At 44.0% G+C, this 18,380-nt stretch carries 15 protein-coding genes; 7 read left to right on the forward strand and 8 right to left on the reverse strand.

The features are described 5' to 3' along the window. Positions 1-61 precede the first annotated feature (61 nt). On the forward strand, positions 62-601 hold the full coding sequence (locus Vt282_RS08490; RefSeq protein WP_162063131.1) for a GNAT family N-acetyltransferase: 540 nt from the start codon (positions 62-64) through the stop codon (positions 599-601). A gap of 135 nt (positions 602-736) precedes the next feature. Here the strand turns inward: Vt282_RS08490 and Vt282_RS08495 are convergent, their stop codons facing one another. From Vt282_RS08495 to Vt282_RS08525, 7 genes are all read right to left on the reverse strand, one after another. Beyond that, the gene (locus tag Vt282_RS08495; protein WP_162063717.1) at positions 737-2,044 is read right to left on the reverse strand and encodes an NAD(P)/FAD-dependent oxidoreductase; all 1,308 of its coding nucleotides are present in this window, start codon (positions 2,042-2,044) and stop codon (positions 737-739) included. 403 nt (positions 2,045-2,447) lie between these two features. Beyond that, a complete protein-coding gene (ycfP, locus tag Vt282_RS08500) occupies positions 2,448-2,990 on the reverse strand; it encodes an alpha/beta hydrolase YcfP (protein ID WP_162046090.1) in 543 nt (180 codons plus the stop codon). Positions 2,991-3,142: 152 nt separating this feature from the next. Further along, entirely contained in the window at positions 3,143-3,997 is an 855-nt protein-coding gene (locus Vt282_RS08505) for a phosphotransferase (RefSeq protein WP_162063132.1), read from the reverse strand. A 31-nt stretch (positions 3,998-4,028) separates the two neighbouring features. Then, positions 4,029-4,619: a penicillin-binding protein activator LpoB gene (gene lpoB, locus Vt282_RS08510; protein WP_162046088.1), complete on the reverse strand. Its 591-nt coding sequence runs from the start codon at positions 4,617-4,619 to the stop codon at positions 4,029-4,031. Between the two features lie 62 nt (positions 4,620-4,681). Further along, complete coding sequence (locus tag Vt282_RS08515) at positions 4,682-5,071, reverse strand: YcfL family protein (RefSeq protein ID WP_162046087.1); 390 nt, start codon at positions 5,069-5,071, stop codon at positions 4,682-4,684. Further along, positions 5,071-6,459, reverse strand: coding sequence for a COG3014 family protein (locus Vt282_RS08520; protein ID WP_162063133.1), 1,389 nt, complete (start codon positions 6,457-6,459; stop codon positions 5,071-5,073). Before Vt282_RS08520 ends, Vt282_RS08515 begins: the two co-directional genes overlap by 1 nt. Before the next feature lie 162 nt (positions 6,460-6,621). After that, positions 6,622-6,972, reverse strand: coding sequence for an HIT domain-containing protein (locus Vt282_RS08525; protein ID WP_162063134.1), 351 nt, complete (start codon positions 6,970-6,972; stop codon positions 6,622-6,624). A gap of 229 nt (positions 6,973-7,201) precedes the next feature. Here Vt282_RS08525 and Vt282_RS08530 point away from each other — a divergent pair, with 229 nt between their 5' ends. The 5 genes from Vt282_RS08530 to Vt282_RS08550 all read left to right on the forward strand — a co-directional run bounded on the left by Vt282_RS08530 (position 7,202) and on the right by Vt282_RS08550 (position 15,223). Then, complete coding sequence (locus Vt282_RS08530; RefSeq protein ID WP_162063135.1) at positions 7,202-9,193, forward strand: methyl-accepting chemotaxis protein; 1,992 nt, start codon at positions 7,202-7,204, stop codon at positions 9,191-9,193. 154 nt (positions 9,194-9,347) lie between these two features. After that, positions 9,348-10,517 (forward strand): DUF1887 family protein, encoded by a 1,170-nt coding sequence (locus Vt282_RS08535; RefSeq protein WP_162046083.1) that lies wholly within the window; start codon positions 9,348-9,350, stop codon positions 10,515-10,517. 181 nt (positions 10,518-10,698) lie between these two features. Beyond that, on the forward strand, positions 10,699-12,228 hold the full coding sequence (gene norR / locus Vt282_RS08540; protein ID WP_162063136.1) for a nitric oxide reductase transcriptional regulator NorR: 1,530 nt from the start codon (positions 10,699-10,701) through the stop codon (positions 12,226-12,228). 220 nt (positions 12,229-12,448) lie between these two features. Continuing rightward, positions 12,449-14,107: a hydroxylamine reductase gene (hcp, locus tag Vt282_RS08545; RefSeq protein ID WP_162063137.1), complete on the forward strand. Its 1,659-nt coding sequence runs from the start codon at positions 12,449-12,451 to the stop codon at positions 14,105-14,107. A gap of 72 nt (positions 14,108-14,179) precedes the next feature. Further along, entirely contained in the window at positions 14,180-15,223 is a 1,044-nt protein-coding gene (locus Vt282_RS08550; RefSeq protein WP_162063138.1) for an FAD-binding oxidoreductase, read from the forward strand. A 46-nt stretch (positions 15,224-15,269) separates the two neighbouring features. Here the strand turns inward: Vt282_RS08550 and fadR are convergent, their stop codons facing one another. After that, the gene (gene fadR, locus Vt282_RS08555; RefSeq protein WP_162046079.1) at positions 15,270-16,109 is read right to left on the reverse strand and encodes a fatty acid metabolism transcriptional regulator FadR; all 840 of its coding nucleotides are present in this window, start codon (positions 16,107-16,109) and stop codon (positions 15,270-15,272) included. A 633-nt stretch (positions 16,110-16,742) separates the two neighbouring features. On the opposite strand from fadR, the gene nhaB reads away from it, so the two are divergent. Continuing rightward, positions 16,743-18,329 carry a Na(+)/H(+) antiporter NhaB gene (nhaB, locus tag Vt282_RS08560; protein ID WP_162046078.1) on the forward strand — a complete coding sequence of 529 codons (1,587 nt, stop codon included), beginning with the start codon at positions 16,743-16,745 and terminating at the stop codon, positions 18,327-18,329. The last annotated feature ends 51 nt before the right edge of the window (positions 18,330-18,380 follow it).

Genomic DNA, 18,380 nt, shown 5'->3' on the forward strand with positions numbered 1-18,380 from the left:
ACAACGCTCAGCCAACTGGTTGGGCGTTTTTTATAACTCATGTGTATAGCAGACGTTTCCTATGAGCCCTGATTATCAGATCATCACATCTTCTTTGGTCTTACGCTTAATCGATAGTGAGGATAGCGAAGAATTACAGACACTTATTCGTCATTCGCCAAGTTTGCATCAATGGATTGAGTGGTGCCATGCTGATTTCAGCCAACAAGAGGCTGACAAATTTATTCTCTCAACTCGCTTAAACTGGGTTAAATCGCAAGCGTTTGGATTTGGTGTTTATCGCCGTTGTGATGACCGATTACTTGGCATGGTCGCTATCAACGAACTCTATCATACGTTTAATATGGCGAGTATCGGTTACTGGATTGGTGATGCGTATCAGCAACAAGGCTATGCTCGCAAAGCGTTATCTGCGTTACGTGATTTTTGTTTTGATACTCTCAAATTAACGCGTTTAGAGATTGTCTGTGACCCGGACAATCATGCCAGTCAAAAGCTCGCAATCGCATGTGATGCTGAGTTTGAAACTTATGCGGCCAATCGTTTTATCGTCGATCGCCAACCCAAACTTGGCGCTGTCTACTCAATCATTCCTCGTTAATGAGACTTCAGTAAATGTCCCCTGAGGGAGCAATACTCTTCTGAACATGCTATAGCGCATTGAATTGACATAAAAAAACCGAAGCAATGCTTCGGTTTTTTTGATTCAATCATCTATTCGATGGCAAAAATTTGATTAATGCAGTTTCAAATTCGGACGTAATACGCGGTTAATACGTCCCATCAATAGAATCAATGAAGTCTTAAACACGCCATGCAGCGCCATTTGGTGCATACGATACAATGAAATATACACAACACGAGCGATACGGCCTTCAACCATCATTGAGCCTTTGGTCAAGTTACCCATCAGGCTACCAACGGTAGAGAAACGACTCAGCGATACCAGTGAACCATGGTCATGATAAATGTATGGTTTCAGCTCACGATTAGACATAAGCGCAATGATGTTTTTGAACGCAAGCGATGCCATTTGGTGTGCAGCTTGTGCGCGCGGCGGAACAAAAGAACCATCCGGTTGAGTACATTGGGCCAAATCACCAATAACGAAAATGCTGTCATCACGCGTGGTTTGTAGCGTATCTTTCACCACTAGCTGGTTGATACGGTTGCTCTCAAGACCAGCAATATCTTTCATAAAATCAGGCGCTTTGATACCCGCAGCCCACACCATAATTTGCGCAGGGATCTTTTCGCCATCTTTTGTGGTTAGTCCGTCTTTTTCTGCTTTGGTCACCATAGTCGCTGTGCGCACGTTAACACCAAGCTTAGTTAGCTCTTGGTGAGCGGCGCCTGAAATACGTGGTGGCAATGCTGGAAGAATACGTTCACCCGCTTCAATCAGGTTCACATTCAATTTGCTTGAATCTAAATCCCCAAAGCCGTATGTATGCAGCTCTTTGATGGCATTGTGAAGCTCAGCAGAAAGTTCCACACCTGTCGCACCAGCACCAACGATCGCGATATCTACCGTACCATGACCTTGCTTAGCATGCAGTTTCAAGAACTCGTTGTTCATATTGGTACGGAAACGATGGGCTTGCTCAGGGCTGTCTAAGAAAATACAGTTTTCACGCACACCTGGTGTGTTGAAATCATTAGAAGTAGAACCGATCGCTAGAACCAAAAAGTCATATTCAAGTTCGCGGCTTGGCATTAGCAGCTCACCTTGCTCATCTTTTAGTTCTGAAAGCACAACGACTTTGCGCTCACGATCAATGTTTTCTAGGCTACCCAGTTGAAAATCAAAATGGTGGTTTTTCGCATGCGCGCGGTAGCTCAATGCATCCACACCTTCATCCAACGAACCTGTTGCTACCTCATGTAGTAAAGGTTTCCACAAATGGCTTGATTTACGGTCAACCAAAGTCACTTGCGCGCGACCTTTACGACCAAGAGTACGACCTAGTTTAGTAGCAAGCTCAAGACCGCCCGCACCGCCACCTACTACGATAATTTTTTCATAGTAACTGTCCTCTAAGATAAAAACGAAATCTGCTTTAGCCCGCACTGCGCACTAATTAAATCTTTGGGGCGTCGCAAATCGAATGCGATAGAGGTTCTTCCAGTGAACTACGTGATTGGATGTAAACTCGCTGCGGCGAGAAAATCGCTGGCAACCTAAAACATGGGTTGCTGAGCACATTTAGGCGAGTTTTTTCACTCGCTCTCAATTTTTTGATTTTATCAAATAAATTTTATGAGACTCATTATATAGAGCAATTTTCGTGGTGCAACTAGAGATTGCTTCAAACTCATTAGAAAAAGTAAGGTAATTTGTAATCAAAGGTTTAATTTTAATATGTTGCGCTGATATAGGTGTGTTTTGCATAAAAAAACGGCACCAGAGGTGCCGTTTCTACTAACGTTGCTGTGCCAAGCAGCGATCAATGATTTTCTTTAAATGCTTTCATCGCCTGTAAATGCTGCGAGATTTTCTTAAACTTGTGGCTTTGAGCCTCATCCCAAACAATTGGGTAGTAGTCACTCAACTCATTAGCGGTCTGTTGGTTGTCATGCACTTCATCTTGTTTCGATAAAATCACTAAACAACGTTGGCTGTTCTTAGATCGAAATTCCGACACACATTTCGTCGCGATATCCTCATACTCCTCTGGACGGTCAATACGGCCTTGCATATTCGTCTCAGGGTGGAGATTGGGATTGAAAATAACTTGCTTAATGCCACATAAAAAACCAATACGCTCTGACCAGTAACCGCCGAGCCCTACGCCACAAATCAAAGGGTTCGCGTCGTCAGACTGTTCGATGACTTTATGCACTTCTTTTAACAAGTGCTGCATATCGTGTTTAGGGTGAAGCGTGCTGTAATTGATGAAGCGCACATCTTCATCAATAAACTGAAGCTGTAGCACTTTCTCGTGATTGCCAGGACTGGTGCTATCAAATCCGTGTAAATAGATAATCATAATTCATCCCCGATTAAACTGCTGGCTTGTTGTTAATACTAGTTCGGATTGACTAACTAAATTGCAACAAGTTCGATTTAATCTAACACGAACTATAAGGTTTTAAAGGTGTTGTTATGAGATTCTCACGAGCTTTCAGTGAAACGGTGATCTCAGTTGCAAAACTGCTGCTGTAATAGCTCAGCTTGATGGAGATAATATTCATCTCCCCACAATTGGTAAGCGAGCAAATACCATAACATTGCCATCATATTGGCACGGGGACGCCACGCTTTTATGCCTTCAAACCAATCATCAATGCCTTCGATATTGCGCAATTGACAGTATTGCTGAATAGCCTCAATCTCATTCACACCTGAAACATCGATACTCAACGTCAAATCCAGTCGAGGGTCGCCAATCGTTGCGTATTCCCAATCAATAATTTTGACACCTTGTTCTGACTGAACCATGTTATAGCCCGCCATATCAAAATGACATAGAGTTGCAGGCACTTCTGCCAAACTTGGCGCTTTTCGCCAATCATGATATAGGGTTGCAAATGCGTCGGTTTTCAGTTCCGGTTTAATTTGCATCCAATAGTGGTCAACACGCGCGGTAAAATTAAAAGGTGCAACCGGTATACGAGTGGTAGGTAAGCTATGTACGCTCACTAGAGCATGCAGCAGTTGCTCAAAGCTGAGGTGTTCGACCAAAGACTCCCCTTCTAACCAATCAACCAACAAGCCTCTGTCATTGATTAAAATAGGTTTTGGGCTGAGCCCATGCTCAAAAATCGCCGAAAGAATCTGGTATTCCTGAACGCGGGAAATTGAGAAGGCTTGAGTAATCGCTGTAATCGGCCGCCATACATACGCATTGCCATTGTGTTCAACGATTTTCCAACAACGGTTGGTTAAGCCTCCAGTTAAAGTTTGAGCGTAGTCGGGACGAACAGCGAAGAAATGTTGTAAAGAGTCTAATGAACTGTCTAATTGACATGCCTCACGCCAAGACATACGCGCCATACAACACTCCTTCAATGTTCATGTCTATCGATTATAAACCAAGGAAACTTTTTGACTCTTGCTTACGAATCTCAGTTTCATCTGCCCATTCAATTAATCCAGTTTCTAGATCCATTAGGCGCATAGTCATTTTGTAGTAAACGTCTTTATCGCTACCTGCGGTTTTCGCGATACTCGACAAGTTACCGTATAACATGTATTGCGCACCAACCATTTTACCAAACTGAATGGCGTTGCTTTGATTCACTAATTCATCGTTGTTTTGGAAGTTCAACTGGTCACGTACTGCTTCTACACGGCCCATATCTACAAAACGGAATTTACCTGAATTTAGCATCTTAGTACTGATGGTATCGGTAATGGATTCGGTATCAATATGCTCACTGGTTTTGTTTTTGATTCGCTCAACAAACACAATTGGACGTGAGTCGCGAGTAATTGCAGCGACAGAGCCAGATGTCAGCATGCTATCGACCATCTCACCCGCAATGGTTTGTAGATCGGTAGAACCAAAATCAATGGTTGTGGTCTCTACCGCTTGCGCATCACCATAGCTGACCTGATTTGAACAGCCACCTAAAACAACAGCTAAGCCAAGAAGTGCTATTACACCTTTATTCATTCTACATTCCTTAACATTTATTCTCTAAGACATGGATAACCAAGTATTGGTTCCCAATACGGTTACTCGTCGTTGTTTTTGCGAATTTGTACACGAAACTGGGTTGCAGCAGGATTGACTGCTACGCCGGATATTTGCAATGTTTCTTCACCTCGAATGATCAACCGACGCCAGTTACCTGGCTTGCTGACTTCCAAACCTTGGTCGTCATACCAATAAAAGCGATATAACAAATCTTGGTCAGAGCTAATGTTGCTTGATAAGCTCACTATTCCCTGCACGTGATCGTCGACCATGCGCGTAGTAATGTCATTGATCGTTAAACTGCGTGACATCGAGTCATTTGCAAACAGTACGGTTTGCGCGTTGCCATCAATACTTAATCCAGAAGTGTTGGTTGCACATCCTGCTATCGCAAACATTGATAGGATTACTAAAACGAATTTCTTCATTACAATCTTCCTAGTTGTTTATGCCACATCGTGGCATTGGTTCCTTGACGTGATAACCATACCAGTACTGTGTTCCCAGCAGAAACTGTAAATTGGTATGATTGACCGCCAACATTCAAACGCTGTTCACCAGCATCCACCTCAACAGTATTGCTATAAACTGCGGCTGGTAGTGTCTGCCAACTTCGGGTATCAGGTTGCTCTGTTAGTGTGTTCCATACATTAAACAGCAAGTTACCCACATCATCCTTACTTGCTGTCTCACGACGAATTTGATCTTTCGCCACCACACGTAATGCTTGGCGAATAACCATATTTGGCATGCGCTCAGATAGGTTTTGCTCAGCCATTGTATTCACATTGGTTAGCATTTCTGCCGCAATACCCTGCCCATTCAAACGAATTGGCACATACGAAGCTAGACGAGTCGATGGATAATAGGGCAAAGCTAAAGAATACAATGCGCCGTTGCCTCGACTGTCATACAAAGGTAAAGAAAGCTTCCAACCCTGCATGGCCTCCACGACATCTTGTTCTTGAAGAATAACGCGCGCTTTATTGGCTGAAAGTGGACGCCATTTGCCATAACGACTTTCTAAAAGGCGAAGATCTTCGCTCATGCCCAGTCTTTTCGCGACTCGCATGGCACTATCAATCAAGCTGCGATTGTCGGGCATCACTGCAAGGGCTCGGCGATAGTCCACGTACGCATCATTAAGCGAGTTATCTGCCTCATATAACAACGCGGAAAGGTACATCAAGTAAGCGTTTTGTACCGCTTGTAGCTTCTTACCTGCATCCGGATATTTGGACAATATACTGCCAATATTAGGCGTTAAGCCTTGCGCTTTCATCTCCGATTGAGCTGCTTCTAGCTCTTTCTCGCGTTCAGCTCTTGCTCGCTCTTGCACTTGATTCGCTCGGCGAATCTCCACGAGCGCATCATCAAGCTTGTTTTGTTGAACATAGTTGAGACTTAAGTATAGATGGAGAAACCCTAACTCATAATCGGCAGGTTGGTAGAGATTCAGGTTATCATTGACTGCTAATGCCCCTATGCTCGTGGCACTATCAGAGATTGAAATCGTGGCTTTATCTTGCTCACGCTTAATTGCAGCGTCGCTAGCCTCAAACGCAACAAAGCTCTGCTGGTTATCTTGATTAAGTAGGTATACTCGGCCTTTCTCGAAGTTATCGAGAATATCGCCAGCGATTTCATCGGGTAGAGCTTCCTCTGCTGCTCGATAATCACCACTTTTTAGTGCCTGATAAACCACTTGGTTTTGAGCACTATAGTGACTAAACAAGTTGCCAGCAGAAAAATTAGCGCATGCAGCAAGTAGCAACGAAATCGCGGTACAGGAAATGAGTCGAATAGTTATCTTCAATTCGTACTCCAACAGTTTGAGAATTTAAGAAACACAACCTAAATGGTAGTGTTTTTAGTATATACCCAAGTGACTTCTAGAGGCAGAAATCAAGGCTAATGCTCTCGCCAAATGCGTTAATTGCTTTCAGCTTGCTTGGGTATAGACCGTAAGAACTGTAAATTAGTTCATTAACATTGGACCCAGTGGCGCACCACCAACCAAATGCATATGGATATGATAAACTTCTTGTCCACCGTGAGCTTTACAGTTCACGATCAGACGGTAACCGTTTTCATCAATACCCTCTTCTTTCGCTAATTTCTTAGCGACAGTAAACATGCGTCCCATCGTAAGTTCATCATCCGCTTCAACGTCATTCACGGTAGGAATCAGCTTATTCGGGATGATCAGAATATGCGTTTTGGCACGTGGGTTAATGTCACGAAAAGCAGTTACTAACTCATCTTGATAAAGCAAAGTTGTTGGAATTTCTTTGCGAATAATTTTACTGAAAATTGTTTCTTCAGCCATAAAGCACTCAATAGGGTTAAACCTTACTAACTATATGATATTGCGAGTATGAGTGATAGCTCACTAAATCACAATGAAAAACCATGAAGCACGAGATTGACGAATTCAAAAACTCCATGAAATCAATGAAATTTTGTCTTGTGCGTCATAAAACCGATGTCGAACTATCTGAACCAGCCTCAGAAATCTGATAATTTTCAATGTAAAATGTCCCAATTAGGAGAGGCACATGAAGGGTTCAGTAATCAGACGTATGTACGCTGGTTTTGCCTTAATCATCTTAATGTTTGCTGTTTCAACGTTTATGGCTTTGCGTAGCATGGAGCAAATACACGCAAACTTTGCTAGCGTCACAAACACATCCTTACCTCTTGTGTCCTTGTCTAACCAAACGAACGTCGCTTTGCTGTCTGCTGACAAACTATTTAAAGACTTCTTAACTACGCAAAGTTTCGAACGTATGGAAAGCATTCGTTCCCAGTTTGCTACTGCGCAAGAACATTACCAGCAAACTCTAGCAAAACTAGAGGCTGCTGCTGCCAGCGATCCTCAACTAAGCGAGCGTATTGGCGAAGTAAAGCAACTTGAGAAACGCTTTTTCGCGGAAGCATCCGATGCAATGGACAACTACCGCAATATGTTTGAGGCACAAGCTCAAGTGCAACAATCAACGCGCCAGTTCCAACGCCTGCATGCTGAGCTTAGTAATGGCATGAAAGAATTTGTTGAAAGCCAAGATAACATGGCGGTCAAAATCATGTCTAAGAGCTACTTCGTCAAGCTAAGAGACGCTGAGGTTATTACCTCAGACGCGCTTGCGAGTAGTGACACGGATATGGTTGCTAAAGCTGTCGCTGGCAACAAAAAAGCGGTAACTCACCTTAACTATGCATACCGTGCTCTAACGACCCAATTACCAGAGCTTAAAGAAAAGTTTGATGCGCCGGTGAATCAATTTTCTATTGATATCGGCCAAAAAGGCGGGGTGTTAGATCAACACAACAGCTATTTACTTGCTCGCCAAGCACTGTACGAAAATATCGCTAACCTAGCGAAAGAAGTCGACACCTCAATGACGCTTTTGAATTCCTTTAGTGAGAATGCACAAGGCGACCTTAACCAATCTCTCGTTGAAGCTGGTGAAGTGTATGACTTCGGTTTAATTCGTGCCATTTTCCTATGCTTGGTGGTTGTGGTATTTGCTGCAGTGATTGGTTACCACATCGCGCATAGCGTTCGTAACCCACTTAAGAGCATTTTAGCGACACTAGAATCACTCAGTGGCGGCGATATGACTCAACGTATCGACATTCGCTATAACAACGAATTCAGTAGCGTGAGCGGTCACATTAATACCCTAGCCGATAGCTTGCACAACATCCTTGTACAGCTTAACAAGGCCTCTGATAACCTCACTCGCACCGCTAACAATAACCAGCAAACATTGAGTGAAGCACAGCAACAACTTAACCACCAGCGTGAACAAACTGCGAGTGTGGCAACCGCAATGAATGAGATGAGCCACTCGGTCGAAGAAGTAGCACGCAGTGCTGAAAGCTCATTGCATATGGTCGAGCAAGTTGAAATTGCCTCAGAGCAAGGTCGTCAGATCATGAGCTCTAATATTTCAACCATCAATCAACTGGAAGCTCGCTTAACCGAGTCTGTAAACGCGGTTAAAGAGCTGCAAAATATGAGCAGTAAAATCGGTTCTATTTTGGATGTCATCCGTAATATCGCCGAACAAACTAACCTGCTAGCGCTTAACGCAGCGATCGAAGCGGCGCGAGCGGGCGAACAAGGCCGAGGTTTTGCCGTTGTTGCTGATGAAGTGCGCGTGCTTGCACAACGTACTACGGAGTCAACCACTGAGATTGAGACTATGATCAGCGCCCTGCAAAGCAGTTCATCCTCCGCTAACCATGTCATTCAAAGTTGTATGGAAGATATGACTCAATCTGTTGACCAAGCATCTAACGCGAATAGTGCCATGGAAGAGATTCAGTCGCTTATCTTAGAAATCAGCCAAATGAGTGGCCATATTTCAAGCGCGGCAGATGAACAAAACAGTACTGCGGCAGCGATTGCTGCGAGTGTGGAAGAGATTAACCAGATCGCTGACAGTAGCTATCAAGCCATGTCTGAAATTGCGAACACGAGTGAAAACCTCACCCATCTCGCAAGCCAGCAAGGCGAGCTGGTACATCGATTCAGAGTCTAATCATTGACCAATTTCGGTTAAATTATTGTACGAGGGCGATTAAATTCATTAATCGCCCTTGTTTTTTATGACATAGAACATTATATCGGTACTAAGGCTTGCTCATTGATTAACCTTAGTACTCCATTTCGCAAGCCAAACATGAGGAACAACTATGGCAATTCATGTTGGCATAATCGACCAAGACCCTATTCGCTTGGTCACACCATTACTTGATAAACGCTCAACGGGTCACCACATCGTTTTTATTGGTATCGAGACCCAAAAAGAGATGTACAACCGACTGAGCGCCGTGTTGTCCAAACGTCAAATTACGTCTGAGTTTTTTGAAATTCCAAATGTTGCTAATACCTCCCGTATTCGTCAGGCCGTTATGCAACTTGCCGAGCAATTAAAAGGCCGTAATGAAGCGATTAAACTCAATGCGAGTTGCGGCCTAAGACACCGCCTACTACCTGTTTACGAGGTATTTCGTACCTATCATTGGCCAATCTTCGTGGTTGAACCAAACAGCGACCGTCTCTGCTGGCTCTATCCTGAGGGTCGTGAAGATACTCAAGTTGAAGACCGCATTACCATTGATGACTATCTCACCGTATTTGGTGCCCGTGGCGAATTCGCGGAAACCAATATTTCCCCTCAGCTAGACCAAAAATTGTATGAGCTTGGTGAACGCTGGGCTAGCAATGCACTTGAATTAGGCCCTGGCCTTGCCACGCTTAACTATCTCGCGACCACATGTCGTAAAGAGCAACGCCTAGATGTCGAACTCTCTGATAAACAACAAGGTTATCGTGAGCTCAACATGTTACTGAGCGACTTAGTGGAAACGGAAATCGCAACCTATGAAGATGGCGTTCTCACTTTCGCTAGTGAAGAAGCACGCCGTTTCTCAAATGGGGAATGGCTTGAGACCCTAGTTCACAGCACCGTACGTCAAATTCAGCAAGACATGCCAACCATCCAAGATCACTCATTGAATGTTCAGGTATATCGTAACCTTGGCGAACGTGAAGTGCGTAACGAACTTGATGTCGCTTCAGTGGTTAATAACAAGTTACACATCATTGAATGTAAAACCAAAGGCATGCGTGATGACGGTGACGATACGCTCTACAAACTAGAATCACTGCGTGATCTGCTTGGCGGCCTGCAAGCACGTGCGATGCTCGTCAGCTTCCGTCCACTGCGTTACAACGATATCACGCGCGCTGAAGACCTTGGCTTAGCATTGATTGGTCCTGATGAGCTAAAAGATCTTAAAACTCACCTTGCCCAGTGGTTTGCAGAAGCTGGCGGTTCAGAAGACTGCTCTGACTGCTAAGTTCGCCGCTTTTTTCTCCTAGCCTCGCCAAGTGCGAGGCTTTTTATTTCCATCTATCTTCAACATGCTCGAAGATATTATTGATCTGTATCAAACTTACATCATTCCTATACACGCGTTGATGTACTTTTTACATCACCTTGTTAGAATGCTCTCTTTTCGTGCTACAAGTTATTCCGCTATGCCATCTCAAGTTGAACAAACACTGCTTAATATCGCCCTCAATCTTAGTGCTAACCTCACCAGTGAAGAACAATACCAACATTTAGTCGATGGCATTAGCCAAGTTTTTCCTTGTGATGCTGCGGCATTATTTGTGCTCGATCAACAGGGATTTCTTACCCCGGTTGCAGTGAAAGGTTTATCAAGCACGGTATTAGGTCGCCGCTTTTTTCCCAACGCACATCCTCGCTTACAGCAAATTATGCAAAGTAAGACTCCGGTACGCTTTGATGCCGACAGCGCCCTACCCGATCCATTTGATGGTGTCTTGCTTGGTAGCGAACAAAGCATTGATGTTCACGACTGTCTCGGTTGCAGTCTTTATGTAGAAGGTCAATTAGTCGGCGTGCTAACTATGGACGCATTAAGCGTTGGCGCGTTTGATAACCTTGACACGTTAATGGTCGATACTTTTGCCGCCCTAACGGCAGCGACACTGCGTAATATTGGTCAATTCAAAGCGCTCAAAGCACAAAACCGTAAACATCGCTCCGTAACCCAAACCTTGATTCAACAAGCACGTAATCAACAAGGGGAAATGGTGGGGTTTAGTCCGCAATTTGAAAAGCTAAAACGCAGCATCGCCACAGTCGCTCAATCGGATTTTGCCGTACTGATCTCCGGTGAAACCGGCACGGGCAAAGAGTTGGTCGCTCATAATTTACACGCCCAATCGTTACGTGCCGATAAACCGATGATCTATGTAAACTGCGCCGCCCTTCCTGAAGGTTTGGCAGAAAGTGAGTTGTTTGGCCATGTCAAAGGCGCGTTTACTGGCGCTAACAACCACCGCTCAGGTAAATTTGAACTGGCTGATGGCGGAACGATTTTCCTTGATGAGATTGGCGAACTGCCGTTGATTTTACAGGCCAAACTATTACGAGTAATCCAACAAGGTGAATTACAACGCGTAGGTAGCGATCAGCACTTAACGGTCAATGTACGAATTATTGCTGCAACCAACCGCCAGCTTGAACATGAAGTGGAACAAGGCCGTTTTCGTGCTGACCTCTATCATCGCTTAAACGTGTTCCCAATTAGCGTGCCAGCACTGCGTGAACGTGAAGGTGATATTGCTGTGTTGTCTGGCTATTTACTGGAAAAAGTGCGCAGTCAATTTAATACGCCAAATCTCCATGTTCACCCCAAAGCGTTGCAGCTACTCGAAGATCAACCTTGGCCGGGCAACATACGCGAGCTTGAACATAGCCTTACTCGTGCAGCGCTGCATGCGATTCAACATCAACAAACGACGATACAATTACATCACTTTGATGACTTGCAAACGCATCTTGATGTTAAAAACACATCCCACTATTTACCCTCTGAAAGCCAACCGATGCGTGCCTTGGTTGAACGCTATCAAAAAGATTTGATCGTCCACGCTTTAAACCAATCGAACAATACTTGGTCACAAGCGGCGGAGTTCCTGCAAATGGATCGCGGCAATTTGTATCGCATGGGAAAAAAACTCGGCATTAATTCATAGCATCAATTCAATGTTCGTTGTAATAAACACATCAATAGCGTTGTGTTTATTACAACATTCTTGACGAGAAATTTAATAAAACTCAATTAATTCAATAAGATAAAAGTTGGCACACTCCGTGCTCTTAGTAAAGAAATAAATTTGCCCTCGCTCAACAACGCTACGACGTTTAAAAGCAAGCGGCACAAAATGATGATTAAGAGTAAACTGGAGAACCACTATGTTCTGTATTCAATGTGAACAGACGATTCAAACCCCAACCATCAAAGGTTGTTCTTTTGCCCAAGGTATGTGTGGCAAAACCGCAGAAGTATCCGATCTGCAAGATGTTCTTGTTTACACTCTTCAAGGCGTCTCTTTTTGGGCTGAACAAGCTCGCCAGTTCGACATCATCAATCTTGAAATCGATACTTGGGCACCACGTGCGTTCTTTGCAACCTTAACCAACGTAAACTTCGATCCTGAGCGTATTCTAGAACTCACTAGCCAAGCAGCAGAATACAAAGCACAACTTAAGCAGCAAACTCTTGCAGCGGCGGCGCTAAACAATGTTGAGCTTAATGCGATTCCACAAGTTGCCGAATTTGAATTACCAGCAGATGCAGCACAAATTCTTGCGTTTGCACCACAAGCAGCGGTAAATCGTGGTAAAGATGTGGTGAATGAAGATGTGATTGGTCTTCGTCTACTCTGCCTATATGGTCTAAAAGGTGCTGCGGCGTACATGGAACACGCACGTGTTCTAGGCCAAGTGGATAGCGAAATCCATGCGCAATTCCATAAAATCATGGCATGGCTTGGTACAGACCCAAGCGATCTCAACGCATTACTTGAGTGTTCAATGGAAATTGGTCTAATGAACTACAAAGTAATGGAGATGCTTGATCACGGTGAAACTGTAACCTTTGGTCACCCAGAACCAACCAGTGTCAACGTGAAACCCGTGCAGGGCAAATGTATTTTAGTTTCAGGTCATGACTTGCATGATCTAGAAAAGATTCTGCAACAAACCGAAGGCAAAGGCATCAATGTATACACCAATGGTGAAATGCTACCTGCGCACAGCTACCCAGAACTGAAGAAATACCCTCACCTTGTTGGTAACTACGGCAGCGCATGGCAAAACCAGCAAAAAGAGTTCGCCAATTTCCCTGGCGCGATCGTAATGACCTCAAACTGCCTACTTAACCCAAATGTCGGTCAATACGCAGACCGCCTGTTTACGCGTAGCATTGTTGGCTGGCCGGGCGTTAACCATATCGAAGGCGATGATTTTAGTGCAGCGATTGAAGTGGCAATGTCACAGCCGGGCTTCCAACACAATGAAATCGAGCACATGATCACCGTAGGTTTTGGTCGTAATGCTCTAATGGCAGCAGCGCCAGCGGTTATCGATCAGGTAAAACAAGGCAATATTCGTCACTTCTTCCTAGTCGGTGGTTGTGATGGCGACAAGTCTGAGCGCAGCTACTACACAGACTTCACTGCCAACGCACCGGAAGATACACTAATTCTTACTCTAGCTTGTGGTAAGTTCCGCTTTAACAAAAACCAGTTTGGTGACATCAACGGTATTCCACGCCTGCTTGATGTAGGCCAGTGTAACGATGCGTATTCAGCAATCCAACTGGCTCTTGCGCTCGCTAAAGAGTTTGATTGTGATATCAATGAGCTACCACTGACACTGGTTCTTTCATGGTTTGAGCAAAAAGCGATCGTGATTCTGCTTACGCTATTTGCGCTGGGTGTTAAAGGTATCTACACCGGTCCTAGTGCTCCAGCGTTCCTAACAGATAATCTGATTGCGATTATTCAAGACAAGTTCGACATGCGCTCAATCAGCACTGTTGAGCAAGACATGCAAGCGATTCTAGGTTAATCCTTTTCGCATTTCCAATGCCATGCTCTTTTATCGGGCATGGCATGTTGAGTTCCTGTTTTGAGTAAGATTATGTGTTTTGATTCTAATTCTCCTCTGCTACTTCGCTGCACCAGTAAATGGTGTGAAACCGAAGATTGCGTTTCACTACAGCTAACGAGCGAAACATCCCAACCTTTTAATTTCAAACCCGGTCAGTTTGTCACGATAGGTATAGAGATCGCAGGTAAGGTACACTACCGAGCCTATTCCATTAGTTCGATTCCCGGTGAGACTCACCTGCAACTGACGGTTAAACGGGTACCACAAGGGCTAGTTTCAAACTACATCGTCGATGAGTTGACCGTTGGTGATAGTGTGCAGTGTCTGGCACCTGCGGGCGATTTTAATAGTGTGGATTGTGCCCCGCTCGGTGACACCCAAAAGGTACTATTGATTAGTGCCGGCTGCGGTATCACCCCGGTATACAGCATGGCTAAACAGTGGTTGGCACAAAAATCAGATATTGAGATTGATTTTTTGCACATCGCAAAGTCAACCCAACACACCATCTACTTTGAGCATCTGCAGCAACTTGCTAAAGCAAATACCAATTTTCAGCTCAAATTGCTGTTAAAAGATGCTGGTGAGAGTGACTTCCCACAAGGGCGCTTAAATCTAGATTGGCTTAACTCACTCGTTGGGGACCTAAACCAACGGGATGTCTATCTGTGTGGTCCGAACCAGTTTATGTTGGACGTCAAACAGTATCTTGAGCAGTCTGGCTTTGATATGCAGCGCTTCTACCAAGAAAGTTTTACTCCAGCAGAATCTGAACCTCAGCAAAATGAAAGCGAAGGTGTGACGCAAAACAGCGTGGTGCAAATTGCGCTACCAACCTTTGATAAAACACTTGAAGCGGCCGCTGGCAGCAACTTAGCCGATGTAATGGAACAAGCTGGGCTGCCAGTTATCATTGCCTGTCGCAGCGGTATCTGCGGGTCATGCAAATGCAAAGTGACGTCAGGCAACGTTGATTCAAGTAGCCAATCGCCGCTAACCGAAGATGAGATAGCACAAGGTTATGTACTTGCTTGTTCATCGACACTTAATAGCGACATCGCTATCGAACTATAAAAAAAGCCCATCAAATCTGATGGGCTTTTTATTGACTCAATCTTGATTAGCTATCGTCTTCAGTGAAGTTGGTCGGCAAAGTCATTTTCATTTGCTGCCAAATCTGGCCACTTTCAATACCGTATTGACGAACAAGAAGTGGAATACCATCACGATTACCAGTCTCACACACCTCAAGCAGATTGCGATAAAACTCTAACGCTAATTCACGAGCTTGTGGATTTGAGAAGTAGTAGCTACCAACGCGATCATACAGCTTTTTCAAACCATTGAAGATCAGACCGTAAATTTGGTTGCCAGAATGGAACGCAAGACGCTGGAACAACATGTAGTCGTAGAAATTGAACGTTTTAGCAATCAAAATCGCTTCGCGTTTAATTGGGTCTTTTTCACCGTCATCCTTAATATGCTGCGTAATTTTCTCAGCGAATGGCGATGACTGCATGAAAGATTCCCATGACTCAGCACCAGTTAGCGCTTCGCATGAATCAATCACATTTTTAATCGTTCGCTCTGCGTTTTCTTTATTCGCCTTAAATGCATAACGCATGAAAATTGGACTGATATTAGTTCGTGCCGCAAGTAAATCTTCTACAATTGACGTCGCATTTTCTGCATCAAGCGTCATCAACGTATCTAGGATATGCAAACCTGAGGTTTCCATAAACTGGTTTACCTTGGTTGGCTTGCCATGTTGAATAGTCAGCCAGCCATCTCTTGCTAAACGTTGCAGCACTTCACGTAACGTTGTGCGCGTAACACCAATAAGCTCTGATAACTCTCGTTCAGCAGGTAGGATGGAACCTGGAGGGAAGCGCCCTTTCCAAATACTCTCAATTATGTATTTTTCTGCAAATCCTGCAGGGCTCTTTGCCTTAATGACCATTAATATGTGTCCAGTATATTATTTTTCAGGGGTACATAGTGACTCATCATACCACTAGTTATATGTATCGAAAACTCACGCTAAGTAAAGTTATTGAAAATAAATAGTAGAGCATTAGCTCTAATTTATTCTCAATTGAATAACATAATATTTACGATTCAAATCACTGAAATTTTATGTTTACAGACACTTTGCAATCAATGTTCCCGCCAATAGAGGGTTTGAAGGTAACGCAGTGTTTCAAAATACATAACTTTTGTAGGGTATTTTTACGATGTGTTTAAGGTTTAGTTAGTCAAAATCACTTTTTCCCTCACCGTGAGAATAAACGTAGCAAATTTCACAGCTTGCATGGTATCTTAAATACGACTTAACTCGCGTTTTTTCCAGAAAAAATGCGTTATTTTATGCCATTACTGCATAATCATTGACGATATGTGAATGAAATGTAGAGTAGCGAATTAGTTAATTTTCGTGCTTGTCATTCTCAATGAATGACGTATCAGAAACACATAGCAAACTAGGAATGTTGTTTTCTAAGGATCTATTGATTCGGGTAGTTCTTACCGCTTCCGAAAACATGGACTCAGCACACATGTGTTTAGTTGTAACAATAAGTAAGAGTAATTGATCATGCCGATGTCACTCGGAAATGCGTTTATCAAGAACTTTCTTGGTAAGGCGCCGGACTGGTATAAAGTCTTAATCATCTCCTTCCTCATCATCAACCCGATTGTATTCTTCCTGATCGACCCTTTTGTCGCTGGTTGGTTACTGGTTGCTGAATTTATCTTTACCTTAGCAATGGCGCTAAAATGTTACCCACTACAACCGGGTGGTCTATTAGCGATTGAAGCGATTGCAATTGGTATGACAACACCGGGACAGGTTAAACATGAGTTAGTTGCAAACATCGAAGTACTACTATTGCTAGTCTTCATGGTTGCCGGCATCTACTTCATGAAGAACCTGCTGCTGTTTATCTTTACTAAGATATTGCTTGGTATTCGCTCTAAAGTGCTACTTGGCATGGCGTTCTGCTTTACTGCAGCGTTCTTGTCGGCTTTCCTTGACGCACTAACGGTAATCGCGGTGGTAATCAGTGTCGCAGTAGGCTTCTACGCGATTTACCACAAAGTAGCATCGGGTAACCCTATCGGTGATCATGATCCAAACAACGACGATACAATCCCAGATCTAACTCGTGACGATCTAGAAAACTACCGCGCATTCTTACGTTCTCTTCTAATGCACGCGGGTGTGGGTACCGCTCTTGGTGGTGTAACCACAATGGTCGGTGAACCACAAAACCTAATCATTGCAGACCAAGCTGGCTGGCAATTCGTTGAGTTTCTATTCCGCATGGCGCCAGTAACACTGCCAGTATTTATTTGCGGTATGATCACTTGTGCACTTGTTGAGAAATTCAAGGTCTTTGGTTACGGTGCAGAGCTTCCAGATGCAGTACGCCAAATCCTAGTTGAGTTTGACTCAGAAGAACGCAAAACGCGTACTAACCAAGACGTGGCAAAACTTTGGGTTCAAGGTCTAATTGCAGTTTGGTTGATCGTTGCTCTTGCGCTACACCTAGCCGCGGTTGGCCTAATCGGTCTTTCGGTTATCATTCTTGCTACTGCCTTTACCGGTGTAGTTGAAGAGCACTCTATGGGTAAGGCGTTTGAAGAAGCACTACCATTTACCGCCCTACTTGCTGTTTTCTTCGCTGTCGTAGCTGTAATCATCGACCAAAGCCTATTTAAGCCGGTTATCGATGCCGTACTTGCCGTTGAAGATAAAGGCACACAGCTAGCGATGTTCTACGTAGCGAATGGCTTATTGTCAATGGTGTCAGACAACGTATTCGTTGGTACGGTTTACATCAATGAAGTAAAAGCGGCGCTGAACCAAGGCATGATTACGCGTGATCAGTTTGACTTGCTAGCGGTTGCTATCAACACAGGTACTAACCTACCTTCAGTTGCTACACCAAATGGTCAGGCGGCATTCCTATTCCTACTGACTTCAGCACTAGCGCCTTTGATTCGTCTATCATACGGCCGCATGGTTATCATGGCTCTACCATACACCATCGTGCTTGCTTTAGTTGGTCTAGCTGGCATCATGTTCTTCCTAGAGCCAATGACAGCTTATATGTATGATGCTGGCTGGTTAGTTCAGCATGCTGAGATCGGTTCTGCAGTGAGCACCGCAGCTCACTAATATTACCGCTTGATTTGGAACTAAATTCAAGTTAAAAGCTCTGACTATTCA

The sequence above is a fragment of the Vibrio taketomensis genome (assembly GCF_009938165.1).
In the GTDB taxonomy this organism is placed as follows: Bacteria; Pseudomonadota; Gammaproteobacteria; order Enterobacterales; family Vibrionaceae; genus Vibrio; species Vibrio taketomensis.